The sequence below is a fragment of the Leminorella grimontii ATCC 33999 = DSM 5078 genome, assembly GCF_000439085.1.
Lineage (GTDB): Bacteria > Pseudomonadota > Gammaproteobacteria > Enterobacterales > Enterobacteriaceae > Leminorella > Leminorella grimontii.
This window is the reverse complement of record NZ_AUUA01000001.1, coordinates 367,560-381,239: the sequence shown is the minus strand read 5'-3', so window position 1 is coordinate 381,239 and position 13,680 is coordinate 367,560. Positions and strand designations below refer to the sequence as shown.

Here is a 13,680-nt window from a genome sequence, read left to right as displayed (position 1 = left end):
GGTTATCCTCTTTTATTATTAATAATGACTTCATGTCTTACTTCTTACTGATTTTCTTACTGTTTCATGTCCTTCGCGTTGTACTGGAAGTATCGGGTCAAAATGTCCAGATTCTGTGGCGTAATGTCCGTCCTGTCCCCCATACCTTTGGCTACGGCAGGCCAGGCGTTAACGGTATAGTGTTTAGATGAAATCTTGGCGTGGCAGCCGGAGCAGTAAACGGTGTCCAGATTTTCCGCATAGCCCCACAGCGCTTTTCTGTCGGCCAATACCGGCTCGATAATCGTTCCCGCCAGGCTGACCGGGCGCCACTCGTTGCCATAATCATCCTTAACGTAGTCGCCCTGCACCTTCAGTGCCGCCTGCCCTGCTTCGCTTAAGCTTGCGAGGATCAGACGCTGGCCTTTTTCCAGATAGATAACCTGCTCTGCCCCCTTCATCTGGGAGCCCCTCAGTTCCACTTCACGCGTAGCACCGTTTGCCTTCATTACCTTTAGCGCAGTAGCCGGGTATACGGTCGCCAGGTCGCCCATTTTGACGGGCGTCGCTGGATAGACCACTCTGGCGTCGGCAGCGGTTTGCTTGGCGACGTTCATCACTTCGTCCAGCGCCTTATCGTCCATTTTGATTTCCGGTGGGAAGTGAGCAACGCCCTTGTGGCAGTCGATGCAGGTCTGCCTCTCTTTGATACCAAGATTGTGCATCTTCTGCGCGTCCTGACTTTGCGAAGCAAGATCCATAGCATCAAAGGTGTGGCAGGAGCGGCAGGTGGCGGAGTCGTTCGCCTTTAGCTGGTCCCAAACGGTCTGGGCCATCGCCAAACGATGCTCTTCATAAAGCTCCGGCGTGTCGATTTTTTTACTGACGAACTGGTGGTAGACGTCTTTGCTGGCCTTCATCTTGGCGACGAAGAAGTCGAGAGGCGCTTGAGGAATATGACAGTCGGAACACTCGGCGCGAATGCCTTTCTGATTTTTGAAGTGGACGGAGCCCTGATACTCCTCATACGGCGCCTGCATGGTGTGGCAGGAGAGGCAGAAGCTGGTTTCTGACGTTTTGTGCAGCATATAAGAACTGCCGCCAAATCCGAGTACGCCAATAACGATCCCTAATATAATGCCAAAGGCAAGCCTGGACTTCCTTATTTTCATAATAAAGCTCTTCTCTTTCATTAATAAAATGCCCATGATTGAATATGACAGTCGGGCTATAAATAACAGATCTAACTTCTATTGATTTTTACAGGCGGGAATTGAAGATGGATATATTTGACATATAAAAACTACTTTACATATAAAATCATTTTTAACTTCCTTGTGCCTGACGGAATCACCAGAAGGATCACATAGGCTATCTCCCTTTCATTCTCATGGCCATAAAAATTCGTTATTAATTGATATAAAACAATAATTATTAGTAATAATTGTTATTATTGTGAATTAAATTAAATCAAATGAATGTGACATTCATCACAATTTTTCAGAAACGGATGTTTTCCATAGTGTATTAAAATGTGTTGATAAAAAAACATTTGAATCACAAAATAACAACAGCACGAAGATTAAAACCGTATAAATATATCTAACCTCCTTATGGTCAGCATTAATAATTTATAATAAAAAACAGTCAGGTGCTCTCAACATATAATTTCACCTGAATTCATTTTTATCATTTATGAAGCCCTATATAAAACGGCCCGACAAATTTGCCGGGCCGCCGATAGAGAAAAGAAAAGTAATTACGCCAGAACGGCGGCAAACGCCTGCGCGACGCGATCGACGTTACGACCATTAAGCCCCGTCAGGCACATACGCCCGTTTCTGACCAGATAGATGGCGTGCTCTTCTTTCAGACGATCGACCTGTTCAGGCGAAAGGCCGGTATAGCTGAACATGCCGGTCTGCTTCACCAAATAAGAAGCATCCAGACCCGGCAGCGTTTCGGCCATCACGTCAACCATTCGCTGGCGCATGGCCAAAATGCGGGTACGCATCTGCGCCACTTCGTCTACCCACACGGCCTTCAGCTCCGGGTCGGACAGCACGGTAGCGACGATCTGCGCCCCGTTAATCGGCGGGCTGGAATAGTTGCGGCGCACCGTTGCCTTGAGCTGCCCCTGAACTCTGGCAGCCTCGTCGGCGCTGTCGCAGAATACCGATAGCCCGCCGCAGCGCTCGCCGTAAAGCGAGAAGTTTTTAGAGTAGGAGTTAGACAGCAGGCAAGGAATACCGGCGTCAGCCGCAGCGCGAATGGCGTAGGCGTCTTCGTCCAGGCCTTTGCTAAATCCCTGATAGGCGATGTCCATAAAGGCGATAAGGCCACGGTTGGCCAGTACGGCGATGACGCGATCCCACTGCGCGGGAGAAATATCGGCGCCGGTCGGGTTATGGCAGCACGGATGCAGCAGAACGATGCTTTTTGGCGGCAGCGTTTCCAACGTCGCCAGCATTTGCTCAAAATCCACGCCGCCGGTCTTGCTGTCAAAATAGGGATAGCGGTTAACCTTAATGCCTGCCCCCTCGAAAATCGCTACGTGGTTATCCCAAGTGGGGTTGCTCACCCACACCTGAGAATCGGGGAAATAGGCCTTAAGAAAGTCAGCGCCAACCTTCAAGGCGCCGGAGCCGCCCAGCGTCTGGATTGTCGCTACGCGCTTCGCCTCAAGCGCTGCGCTCTCTTCTCCCAACAGCAGGCGTTGGGTTACGGCCTGATAGGCCGGCATGCCGTCCATCGGCAGATAGAGCAGCGGCGTATCCCGCTGCTTAAACAGGCGCTCCCTGGCTTCGGCAACGGAACTCAGCACCGGCACCCTTCCCTGCTCATCATAGTAAAGGCCGATGCTCAGATTGACCTTATTCTGCCGCTCGTCTTTAGAAAACGCTTCCATCAGGGACAGTATTGGATCCCCGGCATACGCATTAACATGTTCAAACATTCCTTACCCCTTTCCTTATATGTATAGACGGCAGGCTCATTTACGCCGTTTTTAATCTTTCAGACCTTCGCCCCTACGAAACACGTTCCATTCTAATACCATAAGAGCCCGCCAGAGCGATAGCCCCGCCGCTAATAATGTTCAGAAATCGTTTCTCTTTTTGGCCTTCATGCTACCCTTTAGACGATACCGCACGGTAAATCGTAAACCGCAAGCGGTATACAGCAACGTTTACTTCAATCCTTATTCAGGAGCTTTGAGCCTATATTTATGGATGCGCAAAACCAGCAACGCCATCAGCTGCGCCAGCAGAAAATCAAGCAGCAGGTCGACAAGCGCATCGCCGACGCAACCGAGTCGCGCGGGCTGCTTATCGTTTTCACCGGCAACGGAAAAGGCAAGAGCACCGCAGCCTTTGGTACAGTGACCCGTGCCGTAGGGCACGGTCAGCGAGCCGGCGTCGTTCAATTTATCAAGGGCGAATGGCCGTGCGGCGAACGTGACCTTTTGGCAAAGTGCGGGGTGGAGTTTCAGGTTATGTCTACCGGTTTTACCTGGGAAACCCAAAATAAAGAAACGGACCGTCAGGCTGCGCAGGAAGTCTGGCAGCACGCCAAGCGCATGTTGAGCGACAGCGACCTTGACCTGGTCGTGCTCGATGAGCTCACCTATATGGTCGCCTACGACTATGTCGATCTTAATGAAGTCATCGACGCCGTTCAACGTCGCCCGACAGAACAAACCGTCATCGTTACCGGTCGCGGCTGCCACCGCACTCTGCTCGACATGGCCGATACGGTTAGCGAAATGCGTCCGATAAAACACGCGTTCGATAGCGGATTAGCGGCACGACGCGGCATTGACTGGTAGAAACGACGATAGCCAGCCTTTTTCACCGGCTGGCTATCGAAAAACGACTTAAAAATACCTCGTTAAGTTAAATCAATAATGCAGGCGATAACCGGTTGGCCGTCGACCTTCACCGGAGCCCCGCCCCGGTGTACCTTGTAACCTAATCCCCTGATCAGCCGCTCGACCGCCAGCGGTGAAACGGTAACGATGGTCGTGATGTTATACCTTGCCAAATAGTCAACCGATGCCTTTAATAGCCCTGCGGCTACCGTTGAAGAAAGGCTCCCTTTCTGCTTTTCTAAACTTGGCGCATTCAAATCCAGTGCGGAAAAGCGCGATATCTCCCAGATGAAGGGGGAATGAGGAGGTGGATTGCCGTTAAGCAGCTGGGGGAAAACTTCGCTGAGAAGATAAGGTTCGCTGGTAGGTAGAAGTCTTGAACATCCGACGATCTCTTTCTTTTCATTTCTGGCTACAACGTAAATGGTATCGGGCTTATCAAACTGATCCCTTTCGTATCCGACCGGGGTGTCCAGTTCCCAGCCCAATTTTTCGACAAAAACGCGATACCGATAGGCGGCCAGTTCATGTTCTAAACCGCGGGGTAGTGTGCTTGTAGAACCGGTTAAAAATTCCATTGTAAATGCTCCAATATTATTAACTGTTGGGAAAAAACATATTAATAACATCGCATTACCAATGGTAACCTGACAGTTTTACTAGCTATAAATCGCAATTATCAGGTGATATGATGAAATATTTCGTGCTCCCATCTCATCGTATCAAGCTTACTGGTCAAAACTCGCTGCAGGTATTCTTCATCACAAAGGATAAGCCCTTCGCCTTCATATCGTTGAAAGGCTACGTTGCTAAACACCGGGCCGGATTTTACAAATCTACAGACTGCGTTTTCATAGCGCAGCTCCCAGTCCCATCCAAGAGATACTGTTGGGGAATCGCCGCTGACCCACTCCGTATAGCCGCCAATCGTTGTAACAACGCCTCCTGTAGAATGCAACCATTCTGGTTCTTCATAGGCGGCAGAATACAGATGAGAGAACTGAAGGTTGTAAAAATCATCCACGTTGATATATACGCGGCAATCCAGCCCACATCCTCTCTGTTCCACCTCTCGCTGACTCTCCAATGAACTCTCTCCTACGGTTTGCTGAGATCCTACATAACAAATGTGACTATTGTAACTTCCTTCGTTTACAGCTCTCAATTATGATATTAGTATGCTAGTAACCTTAATATGTCACTCGTTCAATTATTACCGTCGAGAATATGTAAAACCAGTTTTGTGAATTTGCACAATACTTATACTACCTATAGAGTAAGTAACACATTGGCTATATCGGTTATAATATAATGGCGTTTGGCGTTTCTCTTTGGCCTACCGCCTGTACAGCTACAAAAGGACTGATATTGAAAATCAATTTATATAAGACTTATGAGAGCCTATCAAAGTCTAAAAGTAAGGATGCATTTTTCTCTACGCTTCAAAAAGCGGCGCAGAATTTGGGATTCGAGTATTGCGCTTATGGCGTTAGATCTACCTATCCCGTTTCGTCTAATAAGACCCACGTGATAAATAATTATCCAGACGACTGGAACTTGACGTACCAGCTAAATAACTATTTTGAGATCGACCCTACCGTACATCACGGCCTGCGCTCTACCCAAGCCTTTTTGTGGGAGGAAAGCATCCACAAGGAAGCTCCCATATTTTGGGAAGAGGCGAAAGCCTTTGGTATCAATTATGGCATGTCGCAATCCCAGAAAGATGCCTTTGGCCGTATCGGCATGCTTTCCTTCGCCAGCGCAAACAACCATATGGACGCCAAAAGTCTGTTAGTCCATGCGCCTTCTCTTATCTGGCTTTCCCAGATAGCCCATGCCCGTCTGTCCGATTATTTAATGCCGCTGGAAAATGGTGAAACCGACTATCAGCTCACCAAGCGCGAGAAAGATATTCTGCGCTGGACTGCGGAAGGCAAAACGTCAAATGAGATTGCTATCGTTATGTCTATCAGCGACAGAACCGTTAATTTCCATATAAACAATATTATTAAGAAACTATCCGTTCCAAATAAAACCGCGGCGGCGGTAAAAGCGTTAGTACTTAATCTTCTTTAAGGCGCCTTATTGCCGAAAAAGAAAAACTCTTTTCCATTATCGGGATCAAAATATTCCTACGGACTCTCACGCCCGCCCAAACAAAATAGCATAATAATCTATATTATTAATTATAACGATCGAATCGATCGAATAAATCAATAAAAATAATAAATTAATTAAAACCCTCAAAACGCAATTGGCAGAAAGGTGAATTTTTTTCCCCACTTATTGGGCATTCGCCCAATAATGCATGGCTACTTGGACAGTGCGATATCACCCGACGCCAGCGTTCCCATGTTTGCAGGAATTGCGCACGCAGCATCAATAATAGGAAACATCAGCGCCGCACCGCTGCCTTCTCCCAGCCTCATACCCATATTAAGCACCGGGTGCAGTTTCAACGCCGCTAACGCAATCAGCGTTCCTTTTTCAGCCGAAGAATGAGACGGCACTAAATAAGGATAGACCCGTGGCGTAATTTTCACCGCCGCCAGCGCCGCCGCATAGGAAAGAAATCCGTCCAGAACGACGGGGACGCCCGCTGCCGCCGCGCCGATAATGACGCCAGTCATGCCGCAGAGATCGAATCCCCCCACCTTCGCCAGAACGTCAACGCCGTCCTGCGCATCCGGGCGATTAACGGCTATCGCTCGGTTCACGACCTCAACCTTATGCTGCAACCGCCGCTCGGGAAAATTAGCGCCGACGCCCACCGTTAGCTCCGGTGCGGCGTGGCACATAACGCTAACCATCGCCGCCGCCGGCGTCGTGTTCGCCATCCCCAATTCGCCCACGCCAATCAGGCTTACGCCTTTCTCGACCTGCGCAATAGCCAGGTTCGCACACCGCTCGATTAAACAATATGCCTCATCGCGCCGCATCGCTGGCCCCATCGCAATATTGTCGCTTCCCTGTCTAACCCGAAAATCAAGCACGCGGTCAATCGTATCGCCCTTGATGCCGGTATCCACCAACAGCACCTCCGCGCCGGCCTGCTTCGCCAACACGTTTACGCCCGCCTTTTCCTCAACCATATTGACCATTTGCATGCGGGTAACGACCTGTGGCGCGCTCGATACGTCCTCATCATATACGCCATGATCGGCCGCCGTTACGATAATCTGTTTACGTGGGTAAGCGGGGGCAAGCGTATGAGATATCCCACTAAGTTGAATGGCTAACGACTCCAGCCTTCCGAGGCTACCAATCGGCTTAACCAGGCCGTTCAGGCGTTCCGCCATCCCCTTTTCACAGGCGTCGCTCGGTGTGTTAATCGCGTTAATAATGTGGTTAAGCGTTTGCATGTACGGTCGCCTTCATGTTGCGTTAAGCGTGCGGTAAGGCGTCAACGTTTAGCTGACGAACAACCGCGTGCCCATGATGAATGTCCACGACGCTGTAAGCGCCATGAGAAAAGGTGAAGTGCCAGAACGCGCCCGGCGGCATGTTCAATAGGGAAAGAAGAATACAGCGCAGCGTACCCTGGTGCCCGACGAACAGCACCGTTTCGAACGAGGCCTCTTCCGCCCGTTTTAACCATGCACTAAAGGTCTGTGCAATACGCGCGGAAAAATGCTCAAAGCTTTCGCCCGCAGGCGGCGCGACGCTTTGCCAGTCGGCGCACCATTTTTCATAGTTCTCTGCGTCGTTAAGCGCAATTTCCTGATAGTGACGGTCTTCCCATTCGCCAAAGGCTATCTCGTTGAATTCTTCAATCGGCTCACAGCGCGCGTCCGGCGCAATCAGAAACGCCGTCTGCCGGGTTCGCCGCAGGCCGCTCGCAACGGCGACGTCAAACGGCAGGTGGCCGATGGCTTTCGCCAAGCGCTTCCCCTGCTCTACGCCGCTTTCATTAAGTCCGTAATCGGTTAGGCCCGCATAAACGCCGCGTTGATTGACCTGCGTCTCGCCGTGGCGCACAAAGTAAATCCGCATCCGTCAGTGCGCCATCAGCAAAAGGAACACCAGTTCCGAAATTTCAATACCGGCGCCCACCGTATCTCCGGTTTGGCCGCCCAGCTTATTCTGAATCATGGCGCGATACACCAGCAGGAAAACGCCGCTTGCCGCCGCCATCAGCACGCCGTAGCCACCGGCGAAAAGGAACGTCAACATCGCCCCCAAAATAAGCGCCGTGTAAAATTCACCTGCGCTGATATTACCGATAAACAGATTTCCCATGCCGCTTTCTCTCGCATAGCGCTGCCGATACATCAGCAACGCGCCAAGCGAACGCCCGACCACGGGCGCGGCAATCAGTAGCCCGATAGCGGAAGGTTTACTTTCCGCTATCTGATAAATCGCCAGCACGTGTAACACAACCTTAAAAATCAGCGCCAGCGCGCCCTGCGTGCCGATACGGCTGTCGCGCATAATTTCCAACATGCGTTCCCTGGGGCGGGAAGAGAAAATGCCGTCAGCCGTATCCGCTAGGCCGTCCAAGTGGAAAGCGCCGGTTATCATTGCGACGGTAAGCACCGCAAAGGCCGCCGCCAGCAGGTTCCCCCACCACAGTTGAGTGATTGAAAACACAAACGCGCTGCACAGGCCGACAACCAGTCCTGCGAGGGGAAACGCTTTAATCATTTGGCGATAGTCAGCGAGCGGGACCGGATCGGTATAGCGCCCTGGAACGGGGATTCGAGTAAGAAACTGTAGCGACAGTAAAAACAGCCTGAAGAATGCTCTCATGATAATTAGCCCTTTATTTTTACCTCGATGCCGGACACCGTCAGGTAGACCTCGTCCGCCCGTTCCGCCATCTTTTGGTTTACTCGCCCGGCGATGTCGATAAACCGCCGCGACAGCGTATTATCCGGTACGACGCCCCACCCCAGTTCGTTAGTGACAATAATCACCTCGCCGTCCACCGTACGGCAAGCCTCCAGCAGATCGTCAATTTCAACCGCCAGCCAGCGCTCCAGAGCCCCGTAGTCCAACGACTGCGGATCTCGCCCGTCCGCCCAGTCAAACAGCAGGTTCGTCAGCAGGGTCGTCACGCATTCCAAAAGGATAACCGAATGGGTATTTGACCGTTCGCGCACCGCATCGCCCAACCGGCTATGGCCTTCATAAGTATGCCATCCCTGCGGCCTTGACCGCCTGTGGCGAGCAATCCTTTCCGCCATCTCTTCATCAGTAGGCAGCGCGGTCGCGATATACAGTACGTCTCGGCCGAGCCTTGCAGCCGCTTCGTTAGCCAGTCGCTCCGCCGTTTTGCTCTTTCCGCTTCGGGCTCCGCCGGTAATCAAAATCATAACCGCTCCACCGCGGCGGTTTGTCGCATAATACGATAGATCCGTTCGATATCGATGCTGGCGCGCATCTGGCGCGCCAGCCTTTCGTACTCCTGCTCTTTGAAGGCGCTAAAGCCGCTATCCTGCGCAAGCGGCGCGAGCCCCTTGCGCAGTCGAAGCCGGTTGAGCAACGTTCTGGCAAACGGCCCTTCGTCAAACAGGCCGTGCAGATAGCTGCCCATCACGTTGCCTTCCGCGTTTATCGCGCCGTCCGTCTCGCAAACGGCCGCTCCGTTACGGGCGTTCAGGCGGCAGAATGAAGATAAGGGCGCACAGCCCACCGTCTGCCCCATGTGAATTTCATAACCGGTAATAGGGATTTCACCAAACGAGGAAAAAATGCCCGTTCCCTTCGGTGAATCAATTGTGGCACTCACCTGCGCCGTCGTTTTCTGCGGGAAAAAACGCGTCTCAATCGGCAGCAGCCCCAGCCCCTCGCATTCCTCAATGCCGGACTCCACGCCGTCGAATACGCGCCGCCCCAGCATCTGATAGCCGCCGCAAATGCCCACGATCGGTACGCCGAGCGTAGAAAGCCTGCGTACCTCATCCGCCAATCCGCTGTCGTGCAGATAGTTCAGATCCCCTATCGTATTTTTACTTCCGGGAATAATCAGCAGATCCGGATAACCAATCGTCTCTCCGCGCGCCACATAGCGCAAAAGGACGTCAGGCTGAGCGGCCAGTGCATTAAAATCGGTGAAGTTAGACATATACGGCAGGTGAATGACGGCAACGTCCAGCTCTTCGCCTTTGGCTCGCCGCAGTTGCCGGTACTTGTTTTGGCTAACGCCTACACTGTCCTCGTCTTCCAAAGACAGCGTCATAAACGGCATTACGCCCAGTACCGGTACGCCGGTCAGCTTTTCAATGGCGTCAACGCCGGGCGCCAGCAGTGCGATGTCGCCTCGAAACTTATTGATAATAACGCCCTTAATTCTGGTGCGTTCCTCTTCCGACAGCAAAGCCAGCGTGCCGTAAATGGCGGCAAAAACGCCGCCGCGATCGATATCGGCGACTAAAATAACCGGTGCATCGACTCGCTCGGCCAGCCCCATATTGACCAGATCGCCTTCGCGCAGGTTGATCTCCGCCGGGCTGCCTGCGCCTTCGATTACGATTGCGTCGAATTCATCCGCCAGGCTGCGGTAGGCCCGTTCAACGATTTCCATCAGGCGCGGTTTGCTCTGGTGGTAGCTTTGGGCTTCCATATCGCTAAGCGCTTTCCCCATCAGCACAACCTGGGCCCGACAGTCGCTGGTCGGCTTAAGCAATATGGGGTTCATTCGCACGTCGGGGGCAATGCCTGCGGCTTCGGCCTGAAAGATCTGGGCTCGCCCCATTTCTTCCCCGCTGGCCGTAATGCCTGAATTCAGCGCCATATTTTGCGATTTAAACGGCGCAACGCGAAGGCCATCCTGTCGGAAAATACGGCACAGGCCTGCGGTCAAGACGCTCTTACCAACGTCCGACGCGGTTCCCTGCAACATGATGGATAAGGTCATAAAAAGCGGCTACCCTTGCGCTAAGAAAAATACAAAATGAAAGCGTGGTCTCAACGTTAGAATACCGTTTTTTGCGCTACCGCCCAACTGACACAGCCAGCTATGGAGAAACGCGACCTCCTTAGTCATACTTCAAAAGAAAGTGTTATACAACTAAACGGAGCCTTTTCATGCCCTACGTTAACATCAAAATCACGCGCGAAGGCGCAACTCAGGAACAGAAAAAGCAGTTGATAGAAGGCGTCACCCAGCTTTTGGTGGACGTGCTGAATAAAAATCCGGCCACGACCGTCGTCGTGATTGACGAGGTCGATACCGACAACTGGGGTATCGGCGGCGTTCCCGTTACCGAGCTAAGAAAAATCCCGCGCTGAGTTAACCACCGTCGCGCTTTCTCGACCTCGCGCAAGCGCGGCGGTTTCAGGAAAGCATCGCGTCATCAACCGAATACTTAACGATGACGCGATTGTGGTACAGGCGCTCTGACGTCAGGATCTGCGGATCCTGCCCTTTGGTTGATATGTCCCGCCAGATCTCGTTGTGACGATACACCGCCTTCCCTTCGCGCACGAACCGGTGTTCCTTTTGATAAACGTGATATTTAACGTCTCTTTGCACGGTACACAGCAGCTCGCCCTCCAACTGATGTTCGGCGACGTTAAACACCAGTTGGAAGGTGTCTTGCGTTGGGTTATAGAGCACCAAATCGATATAGTTATAAAAAATGGCGGCGCCGGAGCCAAACGGCAAAATGCGCCCTTCGTCAGGGAAAGGATCGAAGCTGTGATTGGCTCGCTCAACCACCTTCAGCGGCGAATGCAGCGCCATCCAGTGAATCAGGTTGCTTAACTGGCAAATTCCGCCGCCGACGCCGCTCCTCGCTTCGCCAAACGACAGCTCCATGCCTTCCACAAAGCCGCGGCTGCGGGTGGGCTTCCCTACCAGTTTACAGAAAGAAAAGTACTCACCGGGGCCGATAACGATGCCGCTGGTCGCTGCCGTCGCCAGGCGCAGGTTAATTACTTTGTTATGCTGCAACGCCATGTCGCAGTCTCCCAGCCTGCGGATAAGCTTGGACGTATGCTTGATAAAGCGATATTCAAGGCGATTGGGATCGATGCGGCTTGCATACCGGCGAGAGGAGAAGCGCCAGCTTAACCGCCGAAACAGCCTGCGCTGTTCGACCCTTAGCCGATAAAGTACGGGATGATAAGAAGACAGCGGTTTGCGCACGGGCGTTAGTCCATTAACGGGAAGCGGTGAGGCATACTGGCCGACGTTTGTGTGCTGGGCATGAAGTACGCCGGTCAAATCTCCTTTTTGGCGCGGTTCTTTGTTTCAAAAAGAAATAATGTCTTATACATCAAATTGTTTCATAGCATCTTCAGACATCTATCTCATAAACTGAAAGCAAACGTTTGCATTTTTACGAAAACGTTTGCTATGCTACGCGCAGAAGATAAAAAAACGATGAAAACCGTCCTTTTGGTTGGTTTTATAAAAACTTAATCTCCCTGATTACGGTCGTGCCGCTACACTATGTGTAGCGGCATTTTTCTTTTTTAAGGCCTCTGAAATCAGGGAAATAGCACACCCGGTTCAAACAGCCTACGGAGAAAAAAAGTGGCCGATGTCGCAAGCAGCGTATCCATGATCAAGCCAAAGCGTTCGCTTTTACAGCGCCTGTTCAAGCTCGAAGAACACGGCACAACGGTAAGAACCGAACTTATCGCCAGCTTTACTACCTTCATCACGATGGTTTACGTGATTTTCGTCAACCCGCAGATCCTCGGCGCCGCCGGCATGGACATGAAGGCCGTGTTCGTTACCACCGCGCTTATCACCGCCGTGGGTTGCATTCTGATGGGCTTTATCGCCAACCTTCCGATAGCCGTAGCGCCGGGCATGGGCATCAACGCCTACTTTGCCTACGTGCTGGTCGCCGGTATGGGGCTTGCTTGGCAAACCGGGATGACGATTGTCTTTCTCGGCGCGGTCGGCTTTTTCCTGCTGTCCATATTCCGCGTTCGCTACTGGATGGTATCGAATATTCCCCTCTCGCTGCGTATCGGCATCGGCAGCGGATGCGGCCTGCTCATTGCGCTGATCGGACTTCATAATGCCGGCATCATCGTCGCTAACCCCGACACTATGGTCACCATCGGCAACGTCAAGTCCATCCCCTTCGCGCTGGGCAGCCTGGGCTTTCTCTTGATTGCCGTTCTTGCCTATCGCGGCCTGCACGCGGCGGTGCTGATTTCCTTCGCCGTCGTCACGTTTATCGGCTGGCTTTTGGGCGACGTACAATACAAAGGCGTGCTGAGCGTCCCGCCGGATATCTCCCCGGTCGTCGGCCAGCTCGATCTGAGCGGCGCGCTCAATATGACGCTGGCGGGCATCATCATCTCTGTGATGCTGATTAATCTGTTCGAATCCTCCGGTACGCTTATCGCCGTCACCGATAAAGCGGGCCTGGCCGATGAAAAAGGCTGCTACCCGAATCAGCAAAAGTCCCTGTGCATTGACAGCCTGAGCTCCGTCGGCGGCGCCTTTATGGGCACGTCTGCGGTGACCGCCTATATCGAAAGCACCTCCGGCGTCGTTGTCGGCGGCCGTACCGGCCTGATGGCGGTCGGCGTCGGCGTGCTGTTCCTGCTGGCGATTTTTTTCTCGCCGCTGGCGGAAATGGTGCCCGCCTACGCGACCGCCGGCGCCCTGATTTACATCGGCGTGTTGATGATGTCCGACCTGACCCGCATTGACTGGAACGACCTGACCGAGTCGGTCCCGGCCTTCGTTGCGACCGTAATGATGCCGTTTAGCTTCACCATTACCGAAGGGATCGCCGCAGGCTTCGTCGTCTACTCGTTTATGAAACTCGGTACCGGGCGCTGGCGTGAAGTCTCCGCCTGCACCGCGGTAATGACCCTTTTGTTCTTAGGACGCTACATCTTTTTATAAAAACTGGAGT

The 13,680-nt window shown here is 52.3% G+C and carries 13 protein-coding genes and 1 pseudogene; 4 read left to right on the top strand and 10 right to left on the bottom strand.

The features are described from left to right. Nucleotides 1-56: 56 nt before the first annotated feature. Together G544_RS0101795 and G544_RS0101790 are read right to left on the bottom strand one after the other, a co-directional pair. On the bottom strand, nt 57-1,151 hold the full coding sequence (locus G544_RS0101795; protein ID WP_027273002.1) for a NapC/NirT family cytochrome c: 1,095 nt from the start codon (nt 1,149-1,151) through the stop codon (nt 57-59). A 587-nt stretch (nt 1,152-1,738) separates the two neighbouring features. Further along, nucleotides 1,739-2,935: an amino acid aminotransferase gene (locus G544_RS0101790; protein ID WP_027273001.1), complete on the bottom strand. Its 1,197-nt coding sequence runs from the start codon at nt 2,933-2,935 to the stop codon at nt 1,739-1,741. A gap of 270 nt (nt 2,936-3,205) precedes the next feature. Here G544_RS0101790 and cobO point away from each other — a divergent pair, with 270 nt between their 5' ends. Then, nucleotides 3,206-3,805: a cob(I)yrinic acid a,c-diamide adenosyltransferase gene (gene cobO / locus G544_RS0101785; RefSeq protein ID WP_036023055.1), complete on the top strand. Its 600-nt coding sequence runs from the start codon at nt 3,206-3,208 to the stop codon at nt 3,803-3,805. 62 nt (nt 3,806-3,867) lie between these two features. On the opposite strand, the gene G544_RS0101780 is transcribed toward cobO, so the two are convergent. Both G544_RS0101780 and G544_RS21525 read right to left on the bottom strand, forming a co-directional pair. Next, the gene (locus G544_RS0101780; protein ID WP_027272999.1) at nt 3,868-4,425 is read right to left on the bottom strand and encodes an acyl-homoserine-lactone synthase; all 558 of its coding nucleotides are present in this window, start codon (nt 4,423-4,425) and stop codon (nt 3,868-3,870) included. A 101-nt stretch (nt 4,426-4,526) separates the two neighbouring features. Further along, a complete protein-coding gene (locus tag G544_RS21525; protein WP_071783227.1) occupies nt 4,527-4,934 on the bottom strand; it encodes a DUF4902 domain-containing protein in 408 nt (135 codons plus the stop codon). Nucleotides 4,935-5,215: 281 nt separating this feature from the next. On the opposite strand from G544_RS21525, the gene G544_RS0101770 reads away from it, so the two are divergent. Then, a complete protein-coding gene (locus G544_RS0101770) occupies nt 5,216-5,926 on the top strand; it encodes an autoinducer binding domain-containing protein (protein ID WP_036023053.1) in 711 nt (236 codons plus the stop codon). Between the two features lie 236 nt (nt 5,927-6,162). Here G544_RS0101770 and cobT read toward each other — a convergent pair whose 3' ends face one another. From cobT to G544_RS0101745, 5 genes are read right to left on the bottom strand one after another with little or no spacing between them, the layout of a single operon-like run. Then, nucleotides 6,163-7,212 (bottom strand): nicotinate-nucleotide--dimethylbenzimidazole phosphoribosyltransferase, encoded by a 1,050-nt coding sequence (cobT, locus tag G544_RS0101765; RefSeq protein WP_027272996.1) that lies wholly within the window; start codon nt 7,210-7,212, stop codon nt 6,163-6,165. A 22-nt stretch (nt 7,213-7,234) separates the two neighbouring features. After that, nucleotides 7,235-7,843 (bottom strand): histidine phosphatase family protein, encoded by a 609-nt coding sequence (locus G544_RS0101760; protein WP_027272995.1) that lies wholly within the window; start codon nt 7,841-7,843, stop codon nt 7,235-7,237. Between the two features lie 3 nt (nt 7,844-7,846). Next, nucleotides 7,847-8,599 (bottom strand): adenosylcobinamide-GDP ribazoletransferase, encoded by a 753-nt coding sequence (cobS, locus tag G544_RS0101755; protein ID WP_036023052.1) that lies wholly within the window; start codon nt 8,597-8,599, stop codon nt 7,847-7,849. A gap of 5 nt (nt 8,600-8,604) precedes the next feature. After that, a complete protein-coding gene (gene cobU / locus G544_RS0101750) occupies nt 8,605-9,165 on the bottom strand; it encodes a bifunctional adenosylcobinamide kinase/adenosylcobinamide-phosphate guanylyltransferase (protein ID WP_027272993.1) in 561 nt (186 codons plus the stop codon). Then, on the bottom strand, nt 9,162-10,709 hold the full coding sequence (locus G544_RS0101745) for a cobyric acid synthase (RefSeq protein WP_027272992.1): 1,548 nt from the start codon (nt 10,707-10,709) through the stop codon (nt 9,162-9,164). Before G544_RS0101745 ends, cobU begins: the two co-directional genes overlap by 4 nt. 164 nt (nt 10,710-10,873) lie before the next feature. On the opposite strand from G544_RS0101745, the pseudogene G544_RS0101740 reads away from it, so the two are divergent. Continuing rightward, nucleotides 10,874-11,083 (top strand): annotated as a pseudogene (locus G544_RS0101740) (2-hydroxymuconate tautomerase family protein); the annotation flags it as partial. A gap of 46 nt (nt 11,084-11,129) precedes the next feature. On the opposite strand, the gene G544_RS0101735 reads toward G544_RS0101740, so the two are convergent. Continuing rightward, nucleotides 11,130-12,020, bottom strand: a complete 891-nt coding sequence (locus G544_RS0101735; protein WP_245614579.1) for a VanW family protein — start codon at nt 12,018-12,020, stop codon at nt 11,130-11,132. Between the two features lie 339 nt (nt 12,021-12,359). On the opposite strand from G544_RS0101735, the gene G544_RS0101725 reads away from it, so the two are divergent. After that, on the top strand, nt 12,360-13,670 hold the full coding sequence (locus G544_RS0101725; RefSeq protein ID WP_027272988.1) for an NCS2 family permease: 1,311 nt from the start codon (nt 12,360-12,362) through the stop codon (nt 13,668-13,670). Nucleotides 13,671-13,680 lie beyond the last annotated feature (10 nt).